General features: G+C 68.4%; 20 protein-coding genes and 1 pseudogene. 12 read left to right on the top strand and 9 right to left on the bottom strand.

The features are described 5' to 3' along the window. The first annotated feature begins 3 nt into the window (after positions 1 to 3). The 6 genes from PKO50_RS29770 to PKO50_RS29745 all read left to right on the top strand — a co-directional run bounded on the left by PKO50_RS29770 (position 4) and on the right by PKO50_RS29745 (position 7,661). Entirely contained in the window at positions 4 to 927 is a 924-nt protein-coding gene (locus tag PKO50_RS29770; RefSeq protein ID WP_275628028.1) for a glycosyltransferase, read from the top strand. Continuing rightward, the gene (locus tag PKO50_RS29765; RefSeq protein ID WP_275628027.1) at positions 924 to 1,934 is read left to right on the top strand and encodes a glycosyltransferase family A protein; all 1,011 of its coding nucleotides are present in this window, start codon (positions 924 to 926) and stop codon (positions 1,932 to 1,934) included. Before PKO50_RS29770 ends, PKO50_RS29765 begins: the two co-directional genes overlap by 4 nt. Next, positions 1,918 to 3,093 (top strand): acyltransferase, encoded by a 1,176-nt coding sequence (locus PKO50_RS29760; RefSeq protein WP_275628026.1) that lies wholly within the window; start codon positions 1,918 to 1,920, stop codon positions 3,091 to 3,093. Before PKO50_RS29765 ends, PKO50_RS29760 begins: the two co-directional genes overlap by 17 nt. Next, positions 3,083 to 4,750 (top strand): hypothetical protein, encoded by a 1,668-nt coding sequence (locus tag PKO50_RS29755; RefSeq protein ID WP_275628025.1) that lies wholly within the window; start codon positions 3,083 to 3,085, stop codon positions 4,748 to 4,750. The genes PKO50_RS29760 and PKO50_RS29755 overlap by 11 nt, the downstream gene beginning before the upstream one ends. 103 nt (positions 4,751 to 4,853) lie before the next feature. Continuing rightward, on the top strand, positions 4,854 to 6,461 hold the full coding sequence (locus tag PKO50_RS29750) for a hypothetical protein (protein WP_275628024.1): 1,608 nt from the start codon (positions 4,854 to 4,856) through the stop codon (positions 6,459 to 6,461). Between the two features lie 69 nt (positions 6,462 to 6,530). Next, the gene (locus PKO50_RS29745) at positions 6,531 to 7,661 is read left to right on the top strand and encodes an acyltransferase (protein ID WP_109935007.1); all 1,131 of its coding nucleotides are present in this window, start codon (positions 6,531 to 6,533) and stop codon (positions 7,659 to 7,661) included. Here PKO50_RS29745 and PKO50_RS29740 read toward each other — a convergent pair. Next, positions 7,655 to 8,452 carry a 2OG-Fe(II) oxygenase gene (locus tag PKO50_RS29740; RefSeq protein WP_109935006.1) on the bottom strand — a complete coding sequence of 266 codons (798 nt, stop codon included), beginning with the start codon at positions 8,450 to 8,452 and terminating at the stop codon, positions 7,655 to 7,657. The two genes, PKO50_RS29745 and PKO50_RS29740, sit on opposite strands and share 7 nt — an antisense overlap. An 18-nt stretch (positions 8,453 to 8,470) precedes the next feature. Here PKO50_RS29740 and PKO50_RS29735 point away from each other — a divergent pair, with 18 nt between their 5' ends. Further along, positions 8,471 to 10,363, top strand: coding sequence for a sulfatase-like hydrolase/transferase (locus PKO50_RS29735; RefSeq protein WP_275628023.1), 1,893 nt, complete (start codon positions 8,471 to 8,473; stop codon positions 10,361 to 10,363). A gap of 13 nt (positions 10,364 to 10,376) precedes the next feature. Here PKO50_RS29735 and uvrD read toward each other — a convergent pair whose 3' ends face one another. Next, positions 10,377 to 12,557 (bottom strand): DNA helicase II, encoded by a 2,181-nt coding sequence (gene uvrD, locus PKO50_RS29730; RefSeq protein WP_275628022.1) that lies wholly within the window; start codon positions 12,555 to 12,557, stop codon positions 10,377 to 10,379. Between the two features lie 179 nt (positions 12,558 to 12,736). On the opposite strand from uvrD, the gene PKO50_RS29725 reads away from it, so the two are divergent. Continuing rightward, positions 12,737 to 15,589 carry an EAL domain-containing protein gene (locus PKO50_RS29725; protein ID WP_275628021.1) on the top strand — a complete coding sequence of 951 codons (2,853 nt, stop codon included), beginning with the start codon at positions 12,737 to 12,739 and terminating at the stop codon, positions 15,587 to 15,589. Here PKO50_RS29725 and PKO50_RS29720 read toward each other — a convergent pair. From PKO50_RS29720 to PKO50_RS29690, 7 genes are all read right to left on the bottom strand, one after another. After that, positions 15,586 to 16,110: a nitrous oxide reductase accessory protein NosL gene (locus PKO50_RS29720; RefSeq protein WP_275628020.1), complete on the bottom strand. Its 525-nt coding sequence runs from the start codon at positions 16,108 to 16,110 to the stop codon at positions 15,586 to 15,588. The two genes, PKO50_RS29725 and PKO50_RS29720, sit on opposite strands and share 4 nt — an antisense overlap. 23 nt (positions 16,111 to 16,133) lie before the next feature. Next, a complete protein-coding gene (locus tag PKO50_RS29715) occupies positions 16,134 to 16,958 on the bottom strand; it encodes an ABC transporter permease subunit (protein WP_109933908.1) in 825 nt (274 codons plus the stop codon). After that, positions 16,955 to 17,869, bottom strand: a complete 915-nt coding sequence (locus PKO50_RS29710) for an ABC transporter ATP-binding protein (protein ID WP_275628019.1) — start codon at positions 17,867 to 17,869, stop codon at positions 16,955 to 16,957. Before PKO50_RS29710 ends, PKO50_RS29715 begins: the two co-directional genes overlap by 4 nt. Continuing rightward, a complete protein-coding gene (locus PKO50_RS29705; protein ID WP_275630546.1) occupies positions 17,866 to 19,110 on the bottom strand; it encodes a nitrous oxide reductase family maturation protein NosD in 1,245 nt (414 codons plus the stop codon). Before PKO50_RS29705 ends, PKO50_RS29710 begins: the two co-directional genes overlap by 4 nt. A 101-nt stretch (positions 19,111 to 19,211) precedes the next feature. Then, positions 19,212 to 21,125 carry a TAT-dependent nitrous-oxide reductase gene (gene nosZ / locus PKO50_RS29700; RefSeq protein ID WP_275628018.1) on the bottom strand — a complete coding sequence of 638 codons (1,914 nt, stop codon included), beginning with the start codon at positions 21,123 to 21,125 and terminating at the stop codon, positions 19,212 to 19,214. A 23-nt stretch (positions 21,126 to 21,148) separates the two neighbouring features. Then, on the bottom strand, positions 21,149 to 23,248 hold the full coding sequence (locus tag PKO50_RS29695; protein ID WP_275630545.1) for a NosR/NirI family protein: 2,100 nt from the start codon (positions 23,246 to 23,248) through the stop codon (positions 21,149 to 21,151). A 112-nt stretch (positions 23,249 to 23,360) separates the two neighbouring features. Continuing rightward, on the bottom strand, positions 23,361 to 23,672 hold the full coding sequence (locus PKO50_RS29690; RefSeq protein WP_089393946.1) for a c-type cytochrome: 312 nt from the start codon (positions 23,670 to 23,672) through the stop codon (positions 23,361 to 23,363). A 196-nt stretch (positions 23,673 to 23,868) separates the two neighbouring features. Between PKO50_RS29690 and PKO50_RS29685 the strand changes: the two genes are divergently transcribed. The 4 genes and pseudogenes from PKO50_RS29685 to PKO50_RS29670 all read left to right on the top strand — a co-directional run bounded on the left by PKO50_RS29685 (position 23,869) and on the right by PKO50_RS29670 (position 26,039). Next, a complete protein-coding gene (locus PKO50_RS29685) occupies positions 23,869 to 24,663 on the top strand; it encodes a CbbQ/NirQ/NorQ/GpvN family protein (RefSeq protein ID WP_009614887.1) in 795 nt (264 codons plus the stop codon). Next, entirely contained in the window at positions 24,647 to 25,240 is a 594-nt protein-coding gene (locus tag PKO50_RS29680) for a cytochrome c oxidase subunit 3 (RefSeq protein WP_275628017.1), read from the top strand. Before PKO50_RS29685 ends, PKO50_RS29680 begins: the two co-directional genes overlap by 17 nt. Continuing rightward, entirely contained in the window at positions 25,237 to 25,485 is a 249-nt protein-coding gene (locus PKO50_RS29675; protein ID WP_009614890.1) for a cytochrome C oxidase subunit IV family protein, read from the top strand. The genes PKO50_RS29680 and PKO50_RS29675 overlap by 4 nt, the downstream gene beginning before the upstream one ends. Positions 25,486 to 25,599: 114 nt before the next feature. Beyond that, positions 25,600 to 26,039, top strand: a pseudogene (locus PKO50_RS29670) (cytochrome c). Positions 26,040 to 26,041: the final 2 nt, after the last annotated feature.

The following is a 26,041-nucleotide window of genomic DNA, read 5'->3' as shown; positions in this document are numbered from 1 at the left end:
CCCATGCTGTCATTGCTGCGCAGACCCAAGCTGTCGATCGTCCTGATCGTCTACAAGATGCCCGACCAGGCCGAACGGACCCTGCATTCGCTGAGCGTGCGCTATCAGCGCGGCGTTCGCGAGAGCGACTACGAAGTCATAGTGGTGGAGAACCACTCGGACCGCCTGCTAGGGGCCACACGGGCCCTGGCGCAGGGCGGCAACGTCCGCTACTACCACCGCCAGGAGACCGAACGCACGCCTGTGCATGCGATCAACTTCGGTGCCTCGGTGGCCCGCGGCAGCCACATGGCGATCATGATCGACGGCGCGCGCATGGTGACCCCAGGAGTGATCAAGGGCGCTCTCGATGCCTTCCGCCTGGAGCCCCATGCGGCAGTCTCCGCTCCTGGCTACCACATCGGCCACAAGCTGCAGCAGGTGGCGGTGAACGAGGGCTACAACGAGGAGGTCGAGGCGGGCCTGCTGCGGCAGATCAACTGGCCGGAGAACGGCTATCGGCTGTTCGACATCGCCGTACTCAGCGGTTCATGCCGGGGCGGCTTCTTCCAGGCCAACTACGAGAGCAACTTCATCGCCATGTCGCGGCGCAAGTGGCGCCAGCTCGGCGGGGTGAACCCGCGCTACAACGACTTCGGCGGCGGCAACGCCAACCTCGACCTGTACAAGCGCCTCCTCGAGATGCCAGATACGCCTTTCTACCTGCTCTACAGCGAAGGCTCCTTCCACCAGTTCCACGGCGGCGTGACCACCGGCACCCTGAGGGAAGAGCGCGAGCGGGTCTACAAGCAACTAGACGACCAGGACCGCGAGATTCGCGGCGACGACCGTTCGCCGCCGAGCGTGCGGCCGATCCTGCTGGGTTCGCCGCACCCGCACGTGCTGCGTTTCCTCGAACATTCGCTGACCCAGGTACGGCCGCAATGAGCGAGCAACGCCAGCCCCTGCTATCGATCATCGTCATCGCCTACGACATGCAGCGCCAGGCGCTGAACACCTTGCGCAGCCTGGCCAGCGACTACCAGCAGGATGCCGATGCCGCCGACTACGAAGTGATAGTGGTGGAGAACCGCTCCGCGCGCACCCTGGATGCCCAGGCCATCGCGGAGTTGCCGGGCGACTTCCGCTACTTCCTGCGGGACGAGCCGGGGGTATCGCCGGCGGCGGCGATCAATTTCGCCTTCGCCCAGGCCCGGGGGCGCTATATCGGGCTGCTGATCGACGGGGCACGCATGGTCACCCCGGGGGTGATCAAGCATGCCCTGATGGCCTTCCGCATGAGCGAGCAGGCGCTGGTGGCGGTGCCGGGCTTCCACCTGGGCGAGCACGACCAGCAGTTCCACCTGACCAACGGCTATTCGGAAGCCAGCGAGATAAACCTGCTGCAGTCGGTGGACTGGCCGCGCAACGGCTATGGCCTGTTCGACATCGCCTGCTGGAGCCCCGGCAACGCGCGTGGGGCCTTGCAGCCGTTCATGGAGTGCAACTGCCTGTTCGCGAGCGCCGAATGCTTCCGCGAGATCGGCCAGGCCGACGAGCGCTTCCAGTGCCCCGGCGGCGGCATGCTGAACCTGGACATCTACCGGCGCCTGGCGATGCTTCCCGCTACCCAGCTGGTGGTGCTGGCCGGGGAGGGTTCCTTCCATCAGTTGCATGGTGGAGTGACCACCTCCGAATCCGGCCGCCGCGAACAGATCCTCCAGCGCCAGCAGGAGGAGTACCTGGCGATTCGTGGCCAGCCCTACCATTCCCCGACCCTGGAACCCTTGCTGCTGGGGCAGTTCAAGTGGCCGGCGACGCGCTTCCTGGAGCTGTCCGCCGAATGGGCGCAGAAGCGCTTCCAGCGCTTCGCCAACGATGGGCGCGATCCCTTCGCCGACGAGCAGATCAAGCGCGAATCGCTGCAGGCCCGGGGCCATGTCGCAGACCATTGAGGGGCTGCGCCGGCCTGCGCACTACCTGCCGGAACTGGAGTCGCTACGCGGTTGGGCGGTCCTGCTGGTCATCGGCTTCCACTATTTCGGCATCCTTTTCGGCGACCGTGGCGATCACGGCCTGGGCGCTGCGGCGCCGGCGTGGATGAAGATAATCGCCGCCGGCAATACCGGTGTCACGCTGTTCTTCGTGCTCAGCGGCTTCCTGCTCAGCCTGCCGTTCCTGGAAGCGCTGCGGCAGCGCCGGGACATCGACATCCGGCGTTTCTACTGGGCGCGCGCCTTGCGTATCCTGCCGCTGTACTACTTGGCTATCCTGGTCGCCTGGCTCTTCACTGGTAGCGCGGATGCCCTGAAGGCGCTGTTCTTCATCCCGGTCGGCTTCGGCCTGTTTCCCTTCAGCGTGCCCTGGTGGTCGCTGTGCACCGAGATCCAGTTCTATCTGCTGCTGCCCTGGACCATGCTGCTGCTGCGCTGGCGGCTGGGTCGCTGGGTGGTGGCTCTGGCCTTGCTGGCCTGGGCCGCGGCGCACCTGTATCTGCTCAGCGATCGGCAGTGGCTGGCGGCTCCCGGGCACTGGAGCATCGCTGACTCGTTGTTCGGCCGAGGGGGCGCCTTCCTCGCGGGGGCGTTCTTCGCCTGGCTGTACAACAGCGGATGGTCGGTGCGATGGTTCGGGCGCCGCGGCGTGGCCGGGCTCGTCGGCAGCGTGGCGCTGGCAGCATTGCTGGCGTTGCTGGCCTGGTACGGTGAAGTCGGGCAGCGCCCGGCCGTGGACCGCCTGCCCATGTATCACAACCTGGAGGCCCTGCTCTGGGGCTGCCTGCTGCTGTGCAGCCTGCATCTGCGCGGCGGCGTCAGGTCGCTGTTGCTCAACCCGTTGCTGGAGCATATCGGCAAGATCTCCTACTCCCTCTACCTGGTGCATGTCCCCGTGCAGTTCTACCTGCTGTACTGGGTACGCCTGGCCACCCAGCAAATGGCCACGCCCTTGCAGCCACTGCACTGGCTGGCCCTGGTGGGGAGCCTGCCGCTCATCTGGCTGCTGTCCTTCGCCTGCTACCGCTGCATCGAGCGGCCATTCCTCAACCTGAAGGCCCGCCTGCCGGTCTTCGCCAGCAAGCCGGTGGCGATGGAGGGCGCAACGGATGCGCGCTGATGCAGCCGCCATGCTGCCGGATAATCGCGAGCGGGCCCTGCCTCTGCTGGGCGTTTCTTGCCTGCTGGCGGGAACTGCTGCCTTGGCGTTCCTGCTGTCATTGGCCTATTTCGCCTGGGTGCACTATTCGCCCATCCCCTACCTGGACTCCTGGACCGGCTACATAGGCTTCTACCTGGACTCGGAGTCCTTCCAGGCCTGGTGGCGCCAGCATAACGAGCACCGGATTCTTCTTTCCAAGCTGTTCTTCTGGCTGGACCTGCGTTACTTCGCCGGCCGCGCCGTCATTCTGGTTGTGCTGAATTTCCTGCTGCTGGGGCTGGCCTGGGCGACGCTGGTGGCCTTTTCGCGCCGGCTGTTCCCCGGATACTCGGTGCAGGGACGCTGGTTGCTGTACTGCACCTTGGCGTTGATGTGCTTCTCATGGCTGCAGCACGATAACGCCGCATCACCTTTCCAGAACCAGTTCATCGCTGCCTTCGCACTGCCGTTGCTGGCGCTTTACTGGCTGGCGCGCGCCGAGCAGGGCTGGAGGGCTTTCTGGGGGGCTCTCGCCCTGGGCGTCCTGGCTACCTTCAGCATGATCAGCGGGTTGTTCTGCCTGCCGGTGATGGCCGTCTTCAGCCTGTTGCGCTGGGGGCCCGGCCGGCGCTTCGCCATCTGTCTGCTCACCGCTGTATTGGTGTGGGGGCTGTATTTCTCCGACTACGTGAAAGGGCCTGCCACCGATCTGGGCCTGCGGATCCTGGTCGAGCATACGCTGCCCTTCGTCAACTACATGGCTTGTTACCTCGGTGGGGCCCCGGCAGTGGCTGTGGACGGCAAGGTGCCCCTCGCAATGACGATGGGCTACCTGGGCCTGGCGCTGTTTGCGGCCTTGCTGGTGAATTGCCTGCGCAGCCGCCGCGACCCCTTCTGCCTGGCACTGCTGGGCTTCGTCGGTTACGTGGTGATCAGCGCCGGCTTGACCAGCCTGGGGCGTAGCTTCATGGGTTACGACACGGCCCTGGTCAGCCGCTATACCACCCCGGCGTTGCTCATGTGGGCGGCATTGCTGCTGTTGTCGCTGCGCTTGTTGCCGGATGCCTGGCGCTTGTCGCGCTGGGTACCGGCACTGGCTTTTCTCGCGGTGTTCCTGGTGCTGCTAGCGGGTCAGTTCAATACGCTGCGTATCGACTACTGGGCAGTGCCCGACAAGGCCCGGCAGGCCGCACTGTTGTCTTATCAGTTGGGCGAAAGCGAGAAGCCCTTGGGCCAGCTCGGCGCCGGTGAGGCGCGGGAACAATTCCAGCGTGCCCGTGCCGCCAGGATTTCCATTTTCGACGATCCGCATTCGGATCTTTCTGCTCTGGCGGCGTTGCTCGGACGCGATATCGGGCAACTGCCAGGCCGGCCCTGCGAGGTGCGGGACGCGCGCGCAGAGGCGTGGAGCAGCGCCAGCGGCGGGATCCTGCGGGTCAGCGGCACGCTGCCCGAGGCGCAGGCGCGCCGCTTCGATTACCTGGCGCTGGGCGACGACAGCGGGCGCGTGGTTGGGTTGGGCGTGATAGACAACCTGCCCTGGCTGACCCTCGAGCGGCGTCCGCCGAGCCTGTTCCAGGCGTTTCTCGTCGGGGCCGGCGAATTCGCTTCGGCCAAGTGCCTTGAGACCTTCTGACTCCAAGACGGCCCGTCGGCCGGAGGACCCTGCTTTGATCGGCAGTCTGTACAACAAGAAAACGGATGACACGGTGCAATCTGCGAACAGAGTGACTTCCCGCGTGTTCCATTGGCTGGCGGTCCTGGCCGCGCTGTGGTTCCTCGCCTCGACAGTCTACGGCGCCTGGCTGAACTATTCGCCGGTGCCCCTCAGCGACAGCTGGGAAGGCATCGTCAACTTCTACCTGAGGTCGCTCACCGATCCCTGGGCCTGGTGGCACCAGCATTACGACCACAGAATCTTCTTCTCGAAGATCTTCTTCTGGCTGGACATGCACTACTTCGGCGGCCGCAATCTGCTGCTCATTCCGCTGAACATAGCGCTGATGCTGGCGATATGCTGGACGCTGTACCGCTATGCCCTGCGCATCCTCGGCACGGCCAGCCCGGACGTTCGGATGCTGCTGCTGGCCTGCCTGAGCATGACCAGCCTGGCGTGGATGCAGTGGCAGAACATCACCTGGGAGTTCCAGAGCCAGTTCTACCTGGTCTACCTGTTCCCTCTGTTGTGCTTCTACGCCCATGGGCGCAGCGTCGAGCATGGCGGCAACGCCGGCTGGGCGCTGGCCAGCCTGGTCCTGGGGTTCTGCAGCGCCTTCTCGATGGCCAATGGCATCTTCGCCCTGCCGATCCTGGTCCTGCTCACCGCCATCACCACGCGCTCCTGGCGCCGTACGGCGCTGGTCGTTGTAGTCGCGGCCCTGGCGATCGGGCTGTTTTTCTTCGGCTACGAGGAAACGCCCGGACGCAAGTTCGGCCCCAGCCTGCTGGTTAATCATCCGTTCAAGGTCATCGCCTATGCGCTGGCCTACCTGGGCAATCCCTTCTACTGGGTCTTCGGCAACATCCAGGTGGCCGTCGCCGCCGGGCTCGGCGCGGTGCTGCTGAGCCTCTACCTGCTGGTGTCGCCGTTGCGACGTTCGCCGTTCGCCCTGGGGCTGCTGGCCTACGTGCTGTTCATCTTCTGTACCGCGGGCGCCACTGCCTTCGGCCGTTCGCTGTTCAACATCGAACTGGCGGCCTCCAGCCGCTACACCACGCCGGCGCTGAGCATGTGGAGCGCCTTGCTGATCCTGGTGGTGGCGCGTTGGCAACTGCGTTTCAAGGCACAGGCCGCGGCCCGGGTGCTGTTCCTGCTGGTTGCCGCGCTGTTGACCGGGCAACAGCAGCGCGCCCTGTACTTCCACGATCCGGATCCGATTTCCCTGGCTCCTCACGCCAAGGCCGTGCTGGCCCTGGGGCTGCAGATGGGGATCGATGACCCGCAGGCGCCGGCGCGGCTGTTCCCGTTCGCCAGCGCCGACGAAATGCGTCGCTACTTCGGCAATGCGCGCCAGGCCGGGGTCTCCATCTTCAGCGCGGCCTCCGCCTTCCCGGCCAACAGCATCGGCCAGCCCATCGCAGGGCTTCAGGCCACGCCCTGCCCGGTGGAGCAACTGGACGCCAGGCAGGTAGACGCCGCTCACCAGGCCTCGCAGGTCCAGGGCAAGCTGGGAAGCGCCGGTGGCAAGCATTACCGCTATGTATTCTTCGTGGATGGCGAGCAGAAGGTGACCGGGGTGGCGCTGCTGGGCCGAACGGTACTCGACACTTACTCGCTAACAGCGGGCCGCAAGCTGTTCGATGGCTACGTGTTCGGTGAGCCTCGTGTGCAGACCTATTGCCGCTGATGTTTCCCTGCCTGCGGCAGGTACGGGGCGCTGGATTGCCGGCCTTGGGCCGGCGCGGGTTCTGCGCCGATGAATATCACTGATCGCCACACAGCTCCGCGCCCGGCCCACATGCCGGGCCTGGACGGGTTGCGTGGTTGCGCCGTGCTGACGGTGATGGTGTTCCACGCCTGGCCCGCCGCCCTGACCGGCGGCATGATCGGGGTGGACCTGTTCTTCGTGCTGAGCGGTTTCCTGATCAGCCTGCTGCTGGTCGAGGAGTACCGCGACAGCGGCGGCATCAGCCTGCGCCGCTTCTACCTGCGCCGCTGCCTGCGCCTATTGCCGGCGTTCAGCCTGTTGCTGCTGGTGTTCCTCGGCTACTGCCTGTGGAATTTCGACGGCAAGGTGCTCGAACGCTACCTGCAAAGCGTGGCGCTGGCGGCCAGCTACACCAGCAACTGGGCGCGGGCCTTTTCGCTGAATCCGGTGGAAGGGCTGGGGCATACCTGGTCGCTGGCGATGGAGGAGCAGTTCTACCTGTTCTGGCCGCTGCTTCTGCTGGGGCTGCTGCGCTACCTCGGCGGTGCGCGCCGGCTGGTGCTGGTGGCCCTGGGCCTGGCGCTGGCGTCCTGGGGCTGGCGTGTGCTGCTGGCCTGGCAGGGCGCGGAGGCGGATCGCTTGTACAACGGCCTGGACACCCGCCTGGATGCGCTGATGGTCGGTTGTGCCCTGGGCCTGGCCGAGAGCTTCGGGCTGCTGCAGGCGCTACGCCGGCCCTGGGCCGGGCGCCTGCTCGGCGTGCTGGCGGTAGTGGCGGTGCTGTACCTGGCGGGGGTCGCCAGCCGGGCGCATTACTGGGTGGACATGCGCCTGTACTACTGGATGCTGGCTGGGGTCGAGCTCAGCGCGGCGTGCCTGGTGCTCAACGTGCTCTGCAACCGCGGCGGCTGGGTCGAGCGCCTGCTCAGCCTGCCTGGCCTGACCTGGCTGGGGCGGATTTCCTACGGGCTCTACCTGTGGCATTTCCCGATCTACGTGTTCATGCGCGACGGCGGCGCTTCGCCCTGGACCATCCTGGGCCCGGGTTCGCTGCTGACACTGCTGCTGGCCAGCCTGTCGTTCTACCTGCTGGAGCGGCCGTTCCTGCGCCTGAAGCGGCGCTACGCCGGCACTGCCCCGGCGGAACCGCGAGGCAGCGCCGGCGCGTTGCTTCAGTAGCCGTCCGGGGTGTCGCGCCAGTGGGTGGCGAAGCCCGGTGTGGCTTCGCCTTCCGGCCGGCCGTTGGTGTAGTAGTACAGGGCCAGGGAACGGCGGTAGACGCCCTCGGGACAGGTGAGGGGGCGGGGGTGGCCGTGCAGGGAGGTATCGGTGGTGCTGAACACCACGCAGCGGTTGAGGATCGGCAGGACGCGGGTCGGCGGTCCCTGCATCTGCGCGTCCCAGAGCTCCAGCTCGCCGCCGTAGGCTGCCTGCCAGTCGTCGTTGAGGTAGATGAGCACGTTCAGGCGCCGGTCGAGGCCGAAGTCGCGGTGGGTGCAGAAGTCGGTGTGCACCTTGAGGAAGCCGCCGCGGGCGATCTGGTGGATGCCGGCGCCGCGCAGGTTGGGGTCGGGAATCAGGTTGCCGATGCCGGTGAGCTGCGCCAGGTAGGCGAGGAAGGGCTGGGAGTTCAGTTCCCAGAACAGTTGGCGGTAGCTGGGGGGCATGCGCAGCACGTCACGGACGTTGCGCTTGAGCTGCTGGACGTATTCGCCACTGCTCTTGTCACGGTGCGAGGCGTCGTTCCAGATCGGGCTCTGCTGGTCGGCGGGGTATTCGGCGAGAAGGCGGGAAATGGTGGAGGCCGGGAGAAAGTCGTCGATGACGATGTGCGCAAAGGGACTGTTGGACTGGTAGCGTGGCGCCTGCTCGGCGACCCGTTGTTCCAGGCCGGCATAGTCCAGTAGAAGGCCGTTCTCGCAGGGAGTGCTTTTCGGCTCCCCGTGCGTTCGGAAGAGACTCTTTATCATTGTTCAGGAATCCTGCTCATGTTCCGTCATCTTCGGCAGTCGGCTCCGGCGCTGCTGGCCCGGGTCCTGCTGGTGGGCTCCATTCTGCTGTTCGGTTCGTTGCAGGGCAATGCTGCCGAATTGTCGCAGCGGCCCAACATCCTGTTCATCCTCTCCGATGACCTGGGGGTGAACGACATTGGCTCCTGGGGCGACGGCAAGGCCCGCACGCCCACCATCGACCAGCTCAGCCGCCAGTCGATCCGCTTCCGCCAGCACTACACCGACAGCACCTGTTCGGTGAGCCGGGCCGCGTTGATCACCGGCCGGGCCCCGGTGAGCATCGGCTTCGAGCCCGACGGCCTGGGCCTGTCGCCGGATCTGGTGACGCTGCCCAAGGCATTGGCGTGGCTGGGCTACAGCACCCACCACCTGGGCAAGTGGCACCTGGGCGAGGCGCTCGAATACCCGCAAATCCGTCCCAACCACCAGGGCTTCGACGACTGGTACGGAATGCTCAACCACTTCGTCCTGCAAGGGCCCGATGCCCAGGGCCGCCTGGTGGCGCGTCGACCGACCTACATCAACCCCTGGCTGCAGCGCAACGACGAGGCGCCGCGGCAGGTCCAGGGGCACCTCGACGATCTGCTCACCGACCGCGCGGTGGAGCTGATCCGCGCCGGCGCCACGGAACAGAAGCCCTGGTTCATCAACTTGTGGCTGTTGGCCCCGCATACGCCGATCCAGCCGTCCGAGAGTTTCCGCAAGCGCTGGCCGGACACTCCCGAGGGCAACTATCTGGCCCTGCTCGAACAGCTCGACCACAACGTCGGACGGGTGCTCGACGCGCTGCGGGAAAGCGGCCAGGCCGAGCGCACCATCGTGGTGTTCAGCAGCGACAATGGCAGCCCCAACCATAACCGGGACAGCAACTACCCGCTCTCCGGGACCAAGGCGACCTACCTCGAAGGCGGCGTGCGCACGCCGTTGATGATCTTCTGGCCAGGCCACCACAACGACCGGGACATCGACTCGGTGACCCACATCACCGACATCTACCCGACCCTGGTGGGCATGGCCGGGGGACACCCGGTCGCCGGCCTCACCGGTCGCGACCTCTCGGCGCCGCTGGCCAAGGAACGTCCCTTGCCGCCGTTCAAGGACCTGTACTGGGGCGCCGACCTGATGCAGTTCGGCATGATCTACGCCGGCCACGTTCCCGGCCAGGGCCTGTTCTACCGCGACATCTACGGCAAGGTGCTGAATGCCCCGGTCAGCGGGCCGGTCGGCCAGGGGCCGCTAGTCCAGAGCGGCATGCCGGCGTTCACCGCGGGGCAGGCTTCGGCGCGCATCCGCGACTGGGAGCGACGCGTGCGTCCGGTGCCGCTGGACTGGCACCCGCCGACCGCTGCTGGTGCGGGTTACCTGAGCGGCCGCGACTTCCAGCGTGCACCGGTGTTCGACTCCTATTCGCTAGGCTTGGGGCTGGGCAAGGCGCCGGGCGACGAGCGCCAGGTGCTGGTCGAGCAGGACGGTGTGTGGCGTCTGTGGCTGGAGCAGGGGCGCCTGCACATGCGCCATGGGCAGGTGCAGGTCGACAGCGAGCCGCTGGCGCTGGAGCGCTCGTGCAACACGCTGGTGGCCAGCTTCACCATCAACCCGCCCTCCGGATTCCCCTTCCCGGGCCCGGGCGCCAGCCGCTTCACCCTGTACCTCAACGGCAAGGCGGTGATGCACAGCGAACAGTTGCTCAGCCGGCCCGGCAGCGCCGCGCCACTGGCCAATCCGACCTATGTCGGCAGCGACGGCAAGGGCGGGGCGCGCTTCGCCGGGCGCATCGGCCGGCCGCTACTGGTCGGCAAGTTCCTGTTGCCGCAACAGGAGGGCTACAGCCTGGCGGACATGCAGTCGACGCTCTGCCCCAAACGCTGAGAGCGCTGGAGGCCTACACCGCCTCCAGCTTGGCATAGCCGAGCATCAGCCACTTGCTGCCTTCGCTGTCGAAGTTCACCTGCACCCGGGCCTGGGCGCCGGAGCCTTCGAAGTTGAGGATCACGCCTTCGCCGAACAGCGGGTGGCGTACCGTCTGGCCCAGGGCGAAGGGGGTTTCGGGGACGCCGGCGCCGCTGAACAGGCTGCCGCTGCGCTGGTTGCCGGACAGCGGCCGGCTCACCGAGTTGGACAGGCGCACTTCCTGGATCAGGCTCGGCGGGATTTCGCGGACGAAGCGCGAGACCTTGTTGTAGGTCTCGCTGCCGTACAGGCGGCGGGTCTCGGCGTAGGTCAGCACCAGGCGCTGCATGGCGCGGGTGATGCCGACGTAGGCCAGGCGGCGTTCCTCTTCCAGGCGGCCGGGCTCTTCCAGGCTCATCTTGTGGGGGAACAGGCCTTCTTCCATGCCGGCCAGGAACACCAGGGGGAACTCCAGGCCCTTGGCGCTGTGCAGGGTCATCAGCTGCACGCTGTCCTCGAAGGCGTCGGCCTGGGTGTCGCCGGCCTCCAGCGCGGTGTGGTCGAGGAAGGCCACCAGCGGCGGGATGTCCTCGTCCTCGGGGGTCTCGAAGGCGCGGGCGGCGCTGACCAGTTCTTCCAGGTTCTCCACCCGGGCCTGGCCTTTCTCGCCCTTCTCTTCCTTGTGGTAGCTGATCAGCCCGGACTGCTCGATGACCGTCTGGGTCATCTGGTGCAGCGGCATGCCCTCGACCCGCTGGGCCAGCAGGTCGACGGTCTCGAGGAAGCCGTTGAGCGCGCTGGCGGCGCGGCCGGTCACGGCCTTGGCGGCGATCACGTCGTTGATCGCGCGCCACATGGAGGTGCCGTTCAGGCGCGCGGCGTTGCGGATGGCCTCGACGGTCTTCTCGCCGACGCCGCGCGGCGGGATGTTGACCACCCGCTCCAGCGCGGCGTCGTCGTCGCGCAGGCGGATCAGCCGCAGGTAGGCCAGGGCGTTCTTGATCTCGGCGCGTTCGAAGAAGCGCTGGCCGCCGTAGATGCGGTAGGGGATCTTCTCCCGCAGCAGGGCTTCCTCCAGTACGCGGGATTGCGCGTTTGAGCGGTAGAGGATGGCGATCTCGCTGCGCTTCAGGCCGTCCTTGCGCAGGGCGTCCTCGATGGTCTCGACGATGTAGCGGGCCTCGTCGTGCTCGTTGAAGCCGGCGTAGAGGGTGATGGGCTCGCCATCCACCCCGTCGGTCCACAGTTCCTTGCCCAGGCGCCCGTGGTTGTTGGCGATCAGGGCGTTGGCGGCCTTGAGGATGGTGCCGGTGGAGCGGTAGTTCTGCTCCAGGCGGATGTCCTCGGTGCCGGTGAAGTCGTCGGCGAACTGCTGGATGTTCTCGATCTTGGCGCCGCGCCAGCCGTAGATCGACTGGTCGTCGTCGCCCACCACCATCAGGCTCTCGCCGCCGCGGGCGAGCAGGCGCAGCCAGGCGTACTGCACGGCGTTGGTGTCCTGGAACTCGTCCACCAGGATGTGCCGGAAGCGCCGCTGGTAGTGCGCCAGCAGGCCGGGGTCGTTGCGCCACAGGTCCAGCGAGCGCAGCAGCAGTTCGGCGAAGTCGACCACGCCGGCGCGGGCGCAGGCCTCTTCGTAGGCCTGGTAGACGCTGACCATGGTGGCCAGGTAGAGGTCGCCGCTGGCCTGGATGTTCTGCGGGCGGTTGCCCTCGTCCTTCTGCGCGTTGATGAACCACTGCGCCTGGCGCGGCGGCCAGCGCTGCTCGTCCAGGCCCAGCTCGCGGACCACGCGCTTGACCAGGCGCAGCTGGTCGTCGCTGTCGAGGATCTGGAAGCCCTCGGGCAGCCCGGCCTCGCGCCAGTGGGCGCGCAGCAGGCGGTGGGCCAGGCCGTGGAAGGTGCCGACCCACATGCCCGCCGGGTTGATGCCCAGCAACTGCTCGATGCGCGCGCGCATCTCCGCCGCCGCCTTGTTGGTGAAGGTCACCGCCAGGATGCTGTGGGGCGAGGCGTGCTCCACCTGGATCAGCCAGGCGATGCGGTGCACCAGCACGCGGGTCTTGCCCGAGCCGGCACCGGCGAGCACGCGCTGGTGCCCCAGCGGCGCGGCCACGGCCTGGCGCTGCGGGTCGTTGAGGGAGTTGAGCAGGAGGGAGAGGTCGTCGTTCATGGGGCGGCATTCTACCGATGGCGGGGAAAGCCCGGCAAACCGAAGCGCCGTCCGGCACCTGCCCGACGAAAGTTCAGCCAATTGCTGGCATATTGCCGCTTTGCCGAGCTTGGGCGACCCTGCCGCCTCGGTTATGCTCGGGCCACGCCAAGGCCGACCACTACAAGAAAAAGCCGCCTATGACCGCATACCTGGATACCTCGGCAGTGCCGTTCAGCCATGCCGAGATCCGCCAGCAGTACGCCCACGAACTCGCCATCGAGCGCACCCGCCTGCTCTACCAGGGCTCGCGGGTGCCGACCCTGCTCATGCTGCTCAACGGCCTGGCCTGCGCCGGCCTGCTCTGGCGCAGCCAGGACGGCCTGCTGCTGGCCGGCTGGCTGGTGTGGCTGGTGCTGCTGGCGGTGATGCGGCTGATCCAGGTCGCCGCCTTCCACAACGCCGAGCCGCCGCGCCAGGCCGAGGCGCACTGGCAGCGGGCGTTCCTCTTCGGCGCCGGCGCCTCGGGGCTGACCCTGGCCTTCGCCGCCATCGCCCTGGTGCCGCCGGATGCCTTCCTGCAGCAGGCCCTGGTGTTCGGCCTGATCGCCGCGGCCATCCTCTCCGCCAGCGTCGCCTATGCGGTGAGCCTGCCGGCCTTCCTGACCTTCGCCTTGCCCTGCCTGCTGCCGTCCATCGGCTACCTGCTGCTCAACGGCAGCAACCTGCAGCAGGGCTGGGGCCTGCTCGGCTCGATCCTGCTGTCGGCCCTGCTGGTGGTGGCCTGGCAGGTCAACCGGCTGGTCCAGGGCAGCCTGCTGCGGCGCTTCCAGACCCTCGCCCTGGTGGCCCACCTGGAGCAGGCCAAGGGCCGCGCGGAAAGTCTCAACCAGGAGCTGGCCCGCGAGGTCGAGCAGCGTCGCAGCGCCGAACGCGCCCTGCGCGAGGCCCGCGACCAGCTGCAGGCGCGGGTCGAGGCCGGCAGCGTCGAGCTGAGCAACAGCCAGGCGCGCCTGGCCATGGCCCTGGAGGCCAGCGAGCTGGGGCTGTGGGACTGGAACCTGCGTACCGACGAGGTGCACCACTCGCGCCTGCGGGAAATCTTCGGCCTCGACCAGGACGCGGTGCGCAGCATGCGCGCCGACCTGCGCCCGCTGCTGCACCCGGACGACGTGCCGCTGCTGCGCCGGGCCCTGGCCGACCACCTGCGGGGGCGCACCGACGGCTACCGCGTCGAATACCGCGTGCGCCACGCCGACGGCCACTGGGTGTGGGTGGAGGACCGCGGCCGGGTGATGGCCCGCGACGCCCGCGGCAAGGTCACGCGGATGCTCGGCACCCGCTGCGACGTCAGCGCGCGCAAGCGCCGCGAGGAAGAACAACGCCTGGCCGCCACCGTGTTCGAGGCGGCCAGCGAGGGTATCGTCATCCTCGATGCCGACTACCGCCTGCTGGCGGTCAACCAGGCTTTCAGCCGCGTCACCGGACACCGCCCGGAAGAGGTGATCGGCGAGGTCGCCGCGAACCTCTCCGGCAACCCCGAGACCCGCCGCCAGTACCTGCTGATCCGCGAGGAGCTGGAGCGCGTCGGCAGCTGGCAGGGCGAGCTGCTGGAGACGCGCAAGAACGGCGAGCCGTACCCGCAGTGGCTGCAGTTGAACATGGTGCGCGACAACCGCGGCCAGCCGTCCCACGTGGTGGGCTTCTTCGCCGACCTCACGGCGCGCCGCGACGCCGAGGAACGCCTGCGCTACCTGTCGCACTACGACGAGCTCACCGGCCTGGCCAACCGCGGCCTGTTCAAGCAGCGCCTGCACGACGCCGGCCAGCGCGCGCGGCACAGCGGGCGCAGCCTGGCCCTGCTGCTGATCGACCTGGACCGCTTCAAGCTGCTCAACGACAGCCTCGGCCACGAGGTCGGCGACCAGTTGCTGCGGCAGATCGCCCGGCGCCTGACCCAGGCGGTGCCGGAGGCGGACACCATCGCCCGGCTGTCGGCCGACGAATTCGCCGTGCTGGTGGACTCCTATTCCAGCCTCTCGGCCCTGGCGCGCCTGTCCAGCCGCCTGCTGACGCGGCTGCGCATGCCGATGAGCGTCGCCGGCCAGGAGCTGATGCTCAGCGCCTCCCTGGGCATCAGCCTGTTGCCGGAGAACGCCCGGGAGATTTCCGCGCTGATGAGCCAGGCGAACATGGCCATGCAGCACGCCAAGCACCTGGGCGGCAACACCTTCCAGTTCTTCACCGACAACCTCCAGGCCTGCACCCTGGAGCGCCTGCAGCTGGAAGTGCAGTTGCGCAAGGCCGTCGAGGACGGCCAGCTGGAGGTGCACTACCAGCCCAAGCTGAACCTGGCCAACGGCCGCCTGGACAGCGCCGAGGCCCTGGTGCGCTGGCGCCATCCGCAGCTGGGCATGGTGCCGCCTAGCGAGTTCATCCCGCTGGCCGAGGAAACCGGGCTGATCGGCGCCATCGGCGAGTTCGTGCTGCGCCGCGCCTGCCGCCAGGCGCGTGCCTGGCAGGCCCGGGGGCTGGCCGACCTGCGGGTGTCGGTGAACCTCTCGGTGCACCAGCTGCGCCAGGGCAACCTGGCCAGCCTGGTGCGCACCGTGCTCGACGAGACGGGCCTGGCGCCGCGGCTGCTGGAGCTGGAGATCACCGAGAGCCAGCTGCTGGAGAACGTCGAGAGCGTCATCGCCACCTTCCGCCAGCTGCGCGAGATGGGCGTGAAGCTGGCCATCGACGACTTCGGCACCGGCTATTCCTCGCTCAGCTACCTCAAGCGCTTCCCGGTGGACTACGTGAAGATCGACCAGACCTTCATCCGCGACCTGTCCGCCCAGGGCGAGGACGCCGCCATCACCCGCGCCATCATCGCCATGGTCCACAGCCTGGAGCTGAAGGTGGTGGCCGAGGGCGTGGAGCGCCAGGAGCAGCTGGATTTCCTGCGCCAGCACCGCTGCGACGAGATCCAGGGCTACCTGATCAGCCCGCCGCTGGCGCCGGCGCCCTTCGCCGCCCTCCTGGAGGCCTACGGCCAGCCGGCGGGCTAGTGCGCCTGGTGCGGGTGGTCGCCGCCCACGCCCTGCAGCACCGCCTGGTCGATCTCGGCGAAGCGCAGCACGCGGCCGCCTTCGGCCTTGGCCAGGCGCTCGGCGTCGGCCTGGCTGGCGAAGGAGGCGAGGGTGGCGCCCATCGCCCCGGGGCGCTGGATGCCGACCACATAGTAGGCGCCGGTGGCGTCGATCAGGTGGCGGTCGTCGGGGTGGTTCCAGTCGCTGCGGGCCATGTCGTGCACGTACAGGCGTTGGCCGTCGTGGCGGTTCTCCGGCTGCAGCCACCAGCCGAGCAGTTCGGCGGTGGAGCAGAACTTGCGCACCTTGCCGGCGCTCACGGCCTCGCCCTTGGGCCCGGGGAAACCGTCGATGAGCATGCCGCAGACGTGGCATTCGTCGCCGCTGTGGAAGGGCACCGGGGCGAGGTCGGCGGCGTCCTGGCGGCCGTCGCCGCAGCCGGCGAGCAGCAGGCCGAGCAGGGCGGCGAGGTAGAGGCGGGGCGGGCGGGGCAGCGGCATCGGGGGCTCCTTGGGGTGAGGCATCAGGCCGGGCGGCGTTGGAACAGCCGGTAGGCCAGGGCCAGCGCCGCCGGCGTCCAGGCGGCCAGGGCCAGCCAGAGCAGGGCGCCGGGCACCGGCAGGTCGCGGCCCAGGACCAGTACGCCGTCGATTTCCGGGCCGAGCCCGGAGAGGTTGATCAGGCGGTAGATGTCGGTGGGGTTGAGCAGCAGCAGCCAGGGCAGCAGCTCCGGGCTGAGGCGGCCCTTGCCCAGCACCAGCAGGGCCAGCAGGGCGAGGTCGAACAGCAGCACGAAGAAGAACCACAGGCCCAGCGCCAGGCCGGCGGCGGTGGACTTCTCGCCGACGCGGCTGCTCAGGGCGTAGGCCATGGCCAGGAAGGCCCAGCCGAGCAGGGTGGACGACAGGATGAAGCGGGCGAAGGCCCACAGCAGCTGGGGCAGCTGGATGTCCTCCACCAGCACGGCGATGGACAGGGCGGCGGCGGCGAAGCCGAGCAGGGTGGCCAGGGCGAGGATCAGGCCGTGGCCGAGGAACTTGCCCAGCAGCAGCTGGCCACGGCTCAGCGGGTAGGCCAGCAGGAGCAGCAGGGTGCCGCCTTCCTCCTCGCCGACGATGGCGTCGTAGGCCAGCAGCAGGGCGATCAGCGGCATGAGGATGGTGGCCAGGCTCGCGAGGCTGGCCATGGTCGCCGGGATCGAGGTGAAGCCCACCTGCCCGGCGGTGGCGGCGCCGAACCAGGCGATGCCCACGGCGAGCAGGGCGAACAGCAGGCTGATCGCCAGCAGCCAGCGGTTGCGCAGGCCGTCGGCCAGTTCCTTGCGGGCGATGTGCCAGACCGGCTTCATGGCGTTTCTCCGCAGGCGCGCCCGGCGCCCTGCATGTGGTGGAGGTAGAGGTCCTCCAGCGAGGGCGGCAGCACCTCCAGGCCCAGGGGCTGTTCTTCCAGCAGCGCCTGCAGCAGCCGGCGCTGCCGTTCCTCGGCGGCCAGCAGTTCGATGCGCCCGCCGTCCAGCGCGCGGACGGCGTAGCCGCTGGCGCGCCAATGCTCCAGCCAGTGTTCGCTGCGCGGGCCAGCGATACGGATGCGCGTCGGCAGCCCGGCCTCGCGGCGCAGCTCGGCCAGGCTGCCGCAGGTCAGCAGGCGGCCGTTGGCCAGGATGGCGGCGCGGTCGATGTGGGATTCGACGCCGGGCAGCACGTGGGAGCAGAGGATGACCCCGGTGCCCTGGTTGCGCAGGCGGTCGAGCAGGCGGTAGAGCTCGACGGTGGCCACCGGGTCGAGGCCCACGCTGGGCTCGTCGAGCAGCAGCAGGCGCGGCCGGCCGAGGATCGCCTGGGCCAGGCCGAGGCGCTGGCGCATGCCCTTGGAGTAGGTCTTCAGGCGCCGGTCGGCGGCCTGGGCCAGGCCCACCTGTTCCAGCAGCGCGTCCACCTCGGCGGGCGCGGCGCCCTTGAGGCGGGCGAAGTGGCGCAGGGTCTCGCGGCCGGTCAGCTGCGGGTAGAAGGTGACGTTCTCCGGGAGGAAACCGAGCTGGCGGCGCACCGCGGGGGCGTCGGCGGCGTGGCCGAACACCCGCACGCTGCCTGAGTCGGGGCGCAGCAGGCCGAGCATCAGCTTGATGCTGGTGGTCTTGCCGGCGCCGTTGTGGCCGAGCAGGCCGAGCACTTCGCCGGCTGCCAGGTCCAGGTCGAGCCCGTGCAGGGCGGTGAAGGCGCCGTAGCGCAGGCTGGCGCGTTGGATTTCCAGCAGCTTCATGGGCGCGCCTCCGCTTGTGGTTCGCGCATCAGCGGATGGCTGTCGCGCACCCCCGGCGAGCGCGTCACCGGGAAGGCGCGCTGCACCCAGCGCAGCAGTTCGATGGAGGGGCTGGCAAGCAGCAGGCGCACCTGCGGGTACAGCCACAGCAGGCGGTCGACGTTGTCGTTGGGCTCGTAGAAGACATCGCCCAGGCCGTCGTCGTCGCGGTCCCAGCCCAGGTAGTCGCTCCAGTAGTTGCCGCGGCCGTCGACCGACCATTCCTGGGTGCGGTTGGCCACGTAGAGCACCTGCTGGCGGTTGCCGACGAAGGCGTTGCCGGCGATGCGGTTTTCCTCCGAGCCCGCGGTCAGGTGGATGCCCAGGGCGCTGCCGGCCAGGCGGTTGCCCTCGATGCGGTTGTACAGCGAGTTGTAGATGAACAGGGCCTTGCCCTCGGCGCCGGCGATCATGCCTTCGCCAGTCACGCCGCTGCCGCTGCGCACGCCCTCGACGCGGTTGCCTGCGAGGGTCGAATAGGTGATGTAGTTCATCAGGATGCCGTAGTTCTCGTCGTCCACCGAGCGGTTGCCGATCACGCTGAGCTTGCGGCTCTGCATCAGCGCGTAGCCGGTGCGGGTGCGGCGGGTCAGGTTGCCGATCACCCGGCTGTCGTTGGTGAACATGTAGTGCACGCCGTAGCGCAGGTCTTCCAGGCGGTTGTGCTCGATGGCGCTGCCGTTGGCGGTGTCGATGTAGATGCCGTCGCGGGTGTGGCGCACCCGGTTGCCGCGCACCAGGGCGTTGCGCACCGCGTAGAGGTGGATGCCGTTGCCGCGGTCCTGGGAGCGCAGCTGCACATCGCCCTCGACGCGGTTGTCCAGCACCTGGGCGTCTTCGCTGGCGTCGAGCCAGATGCCGAAACCCGGGCCCTGCAGCCGGTTGCCGCGCAGGATCACGCCGCGGGCGCGTTTCTCGACGAAGATCGCCGAGTCCATGTCGGTCAGGTTGCGGCCCCAGTTGCGCACCCGGCAGCCTTCGAGGGTGACCTCGGCGCTGCGCACGGTGAGGGTGCTGCCCTGGCCCTGGCCGTCGAAGGTGGCGCCGTCCTCGCAGCGCAGGTGCATTGGCCGGTCGATGAGGAAGTGGCCGGCGTAGGTGCCGGCCGCCAGCGTCCACAGCCCTTCGCCCGCCGCGCGCAGGGGCAGCTCGTCGATCGGCTGGAGCGCGGCCAGCGCGGGGCCGGCGAGCGTCAGCAGCAGGGCGAGGCAGGCGCGGGAAGTGGGCACGCGGAAGCATCCTCCGGGGGCGTTCGCAGGTGGCGCTGCCGGGCCCCCGGGCCCGGCAGCGCCCGCGGCCCGTATCAGGCCTTTTCCACCAGCATGCGGCCGACCATTTCCATGTGCAGGGCATGGCAGAACCAGCTGCAGTAGTACCAGTGCACCCCGGGCCGGTCGGCGACGAAGGTGATGGACGAGGTCTGCTGCGGGCTGATCTCCATGTTCACGCCGTGGTTGACCATGGCGAAGCCGTGGGTCACGTCCTCGATCTCGTCGAGGTTGGTGATGGTCACCGTGACCTCGTCGCCTTGCTTCACGGTGAACTCGGTGATCCCGTAGGTGGGCGCCATGGAGGTCATGTACACGCGCACCTGCTTGCCGTCGCGGATGACCTTGTTGTCCTTGAGCAGGTCGATGCCGTCCTTCTTCGCCCGGGCCACGGTCGGGGCGAAGAAGGGGTCGTCGCGCGACCAGATCTTGCGCGGCTTGATCTGGTCGCGGCGGGCCATGATGCAGTCGTGCGGCTCGGCGAAGGTGGGGCCGTCGTGGACCAGCTGCATCTCGTCGCCGGAGATGTCGATCAACTGGTCGTTCTCCGGGTGCAGCGGGCCGGTGAGCAGGAAGCGGTCCTTGGAGAACTTGCTCAGCACCACCACCCACTTGCCGTCGGCTTCGCGGGTCTCGCAGAGCGAGGCGTGGTTGTGCCCCGGCTGGTAGTGCACGTCGAGCTTCTGGCGGATGTAGTCGACCTTCTCGCCCTTGTAGGCGCGCACTGCGTCCTCCAGGTTCCACTTCACCAGCTGGCTGTCGATGAACAGCGTGGTGTAGGCGTTGCCGCGGCCGTCGAAGGTGGTGTGCAGCGGGCCCAGGCCCAGTTCCGGTTCGGCGACTACGACCTCGCGCGGGTCCTTGAGCTTGCCGGCGAAGAGGTCCGGCAGCTTGTCGATGGCGATCATGCTGCAGGTCGGCGACAGCTTGCCGTTGGCGATGAAGTACTTGCCGTCCGGCGAGGTGTTCAGGCCGTGGGGGTTCTTCGGCACAGGGATGTAGCGGGTCACCGCGCTGTCCTTGCCGTCCTTGCGGCGGCCGTCGACCACCGGGACCTTGGAGTCGCCCAGGGTGACGAAGCGCTTGGCCTTGATCTCGGCCTCGATGCGCGGGATGTCGAACACCACCACCCAGTCGCGCTCGTTGCGCATCATGCCGGCCAGGTCCACCGCCTTCTCCGAGTTGTAGCAGGTGGAGGCGGCGAAGCGGCCGGTGTAGTCCATGTCGGTGTTGTCCAGGTTGCCGTCGACGATCACCTGCCAGGCCACTTCCATGGTCTCGGCGTCGATGGCGTTGTACATGGTGAAGGCGTTGTCCGCGCCGGGGTCGAAGCTGGAGCCGTCGTTGGGGTGGGGAATGATGAATTCGGCGTTGCAGAACACGTACCTGGTGTGCGGCACCTTCTGCAGGCGCAGGCCGTGGATGGCCTGGACGTTGGGGACGGTGACGATCTTGTCGCACTTCATGATGTCCAGGCGGATGCGCGCGACGCGGCTGTTGGCCTTGTCGTTGATGAACAGGTACTTGCCGTCGTACTTGCCGTCGGTCATCGAGATGTGCGGGTGGTGGCAGTCGCCGTTGTGGAAGCGCGCGCTGTCGCCGAGGATGTGCTTGCTCTCGTTGGTCAGGCCCCAGCCGGTGGCCGAGTCGACGTTGAACACCGGGATGCGCATCAGCTCGCGCATCGAGGGGATGCCCAGCACCCGCACCTCGCCGGAGTGGCCGCCGCTCCAGAAGCCGTAGTACTCGTCCAGCTCGCCGGGGCCGACGTGGGCCTTGGCCTGCGCCGCCTTGACCGTGTCGGCCCAGGCCTCGCGCGGGATCACCGCGCTGCCCAGGGCGCTGGCGCCGACCAGCGCCGCGGCGCCGGTGACCGCCGAGGCGCCGAGGAAGTCACGGCGGCTGAAGCCGCTGGCGTCTTCGGGTTGCGGGTGTTTCTTCTCGTTCATGTCCGATCCTCCCAAGTTGCTATTCAGAGTTGGCGCACGGCGATCCGCTCGCCGTCGTCCGCCGGTGCCTGCTTGCTACGTTTCTTGCGCTTGTTCACCAGCGGCGGGCACTTGTTTTCGTCGTGGTAGGTGAGTTGGCAGTCGAGGCAGTAGTGACACTCGTTGGCGTTGATCCGGCCGTCCGGGTGGATGGCCTGGATCTCGCATTCGCGGGCGCACAGCTGGCAGGGTTGGCCGCATTCCTTGCGCCGCTTGAGCCAGTCGAACAGGCGCGCCTTGCCGGGGATGGCCAGGGCCGCGCCGAGCGGGCAGAGGTAGCGGCAATAGACCTTGCGGGTGAACAGGTTGACCAGCAGCAGGCCGGCGGCGTAGGCGACGAAGCCCCACTGGCGGGCGAAGCCCAGGGTGATGGCGGTCTTGAACGGCTCCACCTCGGCGGCGCGCTCGGCGGTGGCGAGCGATTCGAGGGAGAGGCCGAACAGCGCCAGCAGGATGATGTACTTGAGCGCCCAGAGCCGCTCATGGACCGCGAAGGGCAGCTCGAACTGCGGCACCCGCAGCTTGCGCGCGGCCTCGTTGAGCAGCTCCTGCAGGGCGCCGAACGGGCACAGCCAGCCGCAGAACACGCCGCGTCCCCAGAGCAGCACGCTGGCGGCGGTGAAGGTCCAGAGGATGAACAGGATGGGGTCGCTGAGGAACAGCTCCCAGCGGAAGCCTTCGAACAGCGCGTGGACGAAGGTGAGCACGTTGACCACCGACAGCTGGCCCAGGCAGTACCAGCCGACGAACACCAGGGTGAACGCCAGGTAGCCGCGGCGCACCCAGTGCAGCAGGTGCGGCCGGCGGGTGAGGGCGTCCTGCAGGAAGAGGATGGTGGCGAGCAGCGCCAGGGCGCCGAGCAGCACGCCGATCTGGAAGCTCTTCTGGTACCAGATGCGCAGCCACATGGGGCGCTTGGCCTCTTCCAGGGCCGCCAGCTCCTCGGCCGTCGGCTGCGGCCGCAGCAGGTAGGCCTCGGGCGTCTGGTAGGGCAGGGCGAAGCTGGTGAACAGGCTGGCCACCGGGCCGGTCTGGCGGCGCACCAGCAGCTCCAGGTTCCACGGCGTGCCGGGGTCGAAGCGGTGCTGGGCGCGGACGATGAAGATGGCCATCTCGGCGAAGGCCGGCATGCCCTCGGCGTAGACGTCGGACAGGCGCTGGTAGTCGAGGTCGCGGAAGCTGAGGATGTCGCCGAACTGGCGCAGCTGCACCCGGTCGAAGATGCCGCCGCGCACGTAGCCCGAGCCCTTGAACGAATACTGGCCGTTGCCCAGTACGGCGATGGCGTATTCGCCGGTCTTCAGCGAGTCCATCAGCTCGTGGTACTGGCGCTCGCCCAGCAGGTTGCGGCCTATGCTCGGCGGGTTGAGCAGGGCGGTGTAGAGGTCGATGAAGTCGTCCGCCCGGTGCGCCGCATCGGCCGCGCCGACGTTGGCGGCCTCGGTGCCCTTGAAGGCGTCGTCGATCTGCCCGCGGTTCAGCTGCAGGCGGCGGATCGCGCCGCTGCCGGTCAGCTCGGTCCAGGTCGCCGGCTGGAACGCGTCCAGGCGCACCTGCGCAGGCTTGGGCCGCACGCTGCCGCCGTCCTCGATCAGCCCCAGGGACACCGCCACGGTGTGGGCGGCGCGCATGACGATCTCGTTGACCACCATGACCGTGACAGTGGCGCCGGCGACGGCATCGATGGTGGTGGTCTGCTTGTCGCTGGAGCGCCCCACCACCACGCGCTGGTCGGCCCGCACGCCGGCATAGCCGGCGGTGAAGGCATGCAGTTTTTCTACGGGAATGCCGATCAGCAGGATCGGCTCGTGGTGTTCGAGCACATAGGCGTCGCGGATCACCGCATGGGGATCGAGGATCACCTGCAGGTTGATCGGCTTGCCGGAATAGGCCGGCATCTGGGTGACGCGGATGCTCTGGAAGGCATAGCCGAGCAGCTCGTCGCCCTTGAACAGGCGGCGCACGCCGAACTCGCCCTCGGCCTCGCCGATGCGCTCGACGCCGGGGAATACCTGGGTGATGCGGGTGCGTTCCAGGTCGCTGAGCTCGGCGCCCTGGGCGGCCAGGCCGACCAGTAGCAGCAGCCAGCCCAGCAGCAGGCGCAGGCCGCCGACGCAGTACCGGACGGTGTCGGGCCCCGTGTTCCAGTGGGCGTCCTGCGCGGCGGCCATCGGATCTGTTCTCCTCAGCAGTGGATCATTTGAGCGTGACTATCCACTCGGCAAGGGTCTTGGCCTCCTCTTCGCTGACCGGGTTGGGCGGCATCGGCATCGCGCCCCAGACGCCCTGGCTGCCCTTGCGGATGCTGTGCATCACGTGGGCCACGCCGTCGGACTGGTCGCCGTACTTCTTCGCCACGTCATGGAAGGCCGGACCCACCAGTTTCTTGTCCAGCGTGTGGCAGGCCACGCAGGCCTTGGCCTTGAACAGGTCCTCGGCGCTGCTGGCGAAGGCTGGCGCCTGTGCCAGCAACCCGGCGGCCAGCAGTGCGGCCATTGCTTTGTTCATGGTTCTCTTTCCTCGCAGGCTTGGCGCCGCAGCGCCGGATCCAGGTGCCGGCGTCCCCCGGCGATGGCTGCGATTCTAGGAGGGGCCCATGGCGCAAACGCTTGATGGGAATCAAGAACTGCCGGCGCGGCGCTTGAGGCGGATCGTCGCGCTGGCTAGCGTGCCAAGCCGTGGAACCCGATGGAGAACCCCGCCCATGAACGCCCCCGCCCAGGAACTTCCGCTCTTCTACCAGCCCAGTGGCAACGAGGTGACGCTGTTCGGCGAAGCCGCGGCGCAAGGCATGCCGGTGCTGATCAAGGGCCCCACCGGCTGCGGCAAGACGCGCTTCGTCCAGCACATGGCGCAGCGCCTGGGCCGGCCGCTGTACACCGTGGCCTGCCACGACGACCTGTCGGCGGCGGACCTGGTCGGCCGCCACCTGATCGGCAGCGACGGCACCTGGTGGCAGGACGGCCCGCTGACCCGCGCGGTGCGCGAGGGCGGCATCTGCTACCTCGACGAGGTGGTCGAGGCGCGCCAGGACACGGTGGTGGTGCTGCACCCGCTGGCTGACGACCGCCGCGAGCTGTTCATCGAGCGCACCGGCGAATCGCTGGTGGCGCCGCCCGGCTTCATGCTGGTGGTGTCCTACAACCCCGGCTACCAGAACCTGCTCAAGGGCATGAAGCCCAGCACCCGCCAGCGCTTCGTGGCGCTGCGCTTCGACTACCCGGCGGCGGAGGTGGAGGCGGGTATCATCGCCCGCGAGGCCAACGTCGACCGCGAGCTGGCCCAGCGCCTGGCGCAGCTGGGCGTGGCCCTGCGCCGCCTGGGGCGGCAGGAGCTGGAGGAAGTCTGCTCGACGCGCCTGCTGGTGCTCACCGCGCGGCTGATCCACGCCGGGCTGGCGCCGCGCGAGGCGTGCCGCGCCGGGCTGGCCGAGCCGCTGTCCGACGACGAGGGCACCGTCGCCGCGCTGATGGACCTGGTCGATGTCCACTTCGCCTGAGACCCTGGCCGGCACCCGGCGGCTGCCGGGCGACCTGGCGATGTGGCTGTTCATCCTCGCCGAGCTGAGCGTCTTCGCCATTCTCCTGCTGGTCTTCGCCGTGGCCCAGCGCCTGGACGCCGAGAGCTTCCGCGCCGGCCGCGCGGAGCTGGACCTGTCCCTCGGCCTGGCCCTGACGCTGAGCCTGCTGACCGCCGGCTTCCTCGCCGCCGCCGCGGTGGAGCTGGTGCGCCGTGGCCACCAGCGCCGCGCCGGGGCCCTGCTGCTGGCGGCGCTGGCGCTCGGGCTGCTGCACGTGGCGTTGAAGGCCGGCGAGTACCACCACCTGGCGCAGCGCGGGCTGGACCTGGAACACAGCACCTTCTTCACGCTGTTCTGGCTGGTCACCGGCTTCCACTTCCTGCACGTCTGGCTGGGCCTGGCGATCCTCGGCTGGATGGCCCTGCGCTGCCTGCGCGGCGCCTATGCCGTGGGCGGCCTCGGCGGGCTGGAGTCCGGGGCGCTGTACTGGCACATGGTCGACCTGGTGTGGGTGATGCTGTTCCCGCTGGTCTACGTGCTGGCGCCGCTGCCATGAGGTCGCTGGCCCTGGCCTGGGCGCTGCTGGTGCCGCTGGCGCTGGCCGGCATCTGGCTCGGCAACCACGCCGCCAGCGCGCTGTTGCCGGTGGCGAGCATCCTGCTGCTGGCGCTGGGCAAGGCCTGGCTCATCGTGCTGCGCTTCATGGAGCTGGGCCACGGCCCGGCGCTGTGGCGCCGGCTGCTCCTGGGCTGGCCGCTGGCGCTGGCCGTCCTGCTCCTGGCCGTCCACGCAAGCTACTGATTTCCCTTGGGATAAATACCTGACAAGAAGCATTGGTCTTTCTTGATCGCCATCAAGCGGATCGGCCCGGGGGGCTTCCTAGAATGGCCGCAAATCGAGACCGAGGAGGACCCCATGTCAGACACCTTCACCAAGGGCATGGCGAGGAACATCTACCTGGGGGAGGCGTTTTCTTCTTCCTGGTGTTCCTCGCCCTGACCTACCACAGCGAAACCACCTTCCCCAAACGCACCAACCAGGCCGAGCTGACCGAGTCGGTGGTGCGCGGCAAGCTGGTGTGGGAACAGAACAACTGCGTCGGCTGCCATTCGCTGCTCGGCGAGGGCGCCTACTTCGCGCCGGAGCTGGGCAACGTGATCGGCCGCCGCGGCGGTGACGCGGCCTTCGACAGCTTCCTCGCCGCCTGGATGAAGATGCAGCCACTGGGCATCCCCGGGCGCCGGCAGATGCCGCAGTTCCACCTCAGCGACCAGGAGGTGGCGGACCTGGCGGCCTTCCTGCGCTGGACCTCGAAGATCGACACCAACAAATGGCCGCCGAACAAGGAGGGTTGAGC

Source organism: Pseudomonas sp. 273 (assembly GCF_029201425.1).
GTDB lineage: Bacteria > Pseudomonadota > Gammaproteobacteria > Pseudomonadales > Pseudomonadaceae > Pseudomonas > Pseudomonas delhiensis.
Note: the sequence above shows the minus strand (reverse complement) of the source record. Positions and strands in the feature narration are given on the sequence as shown.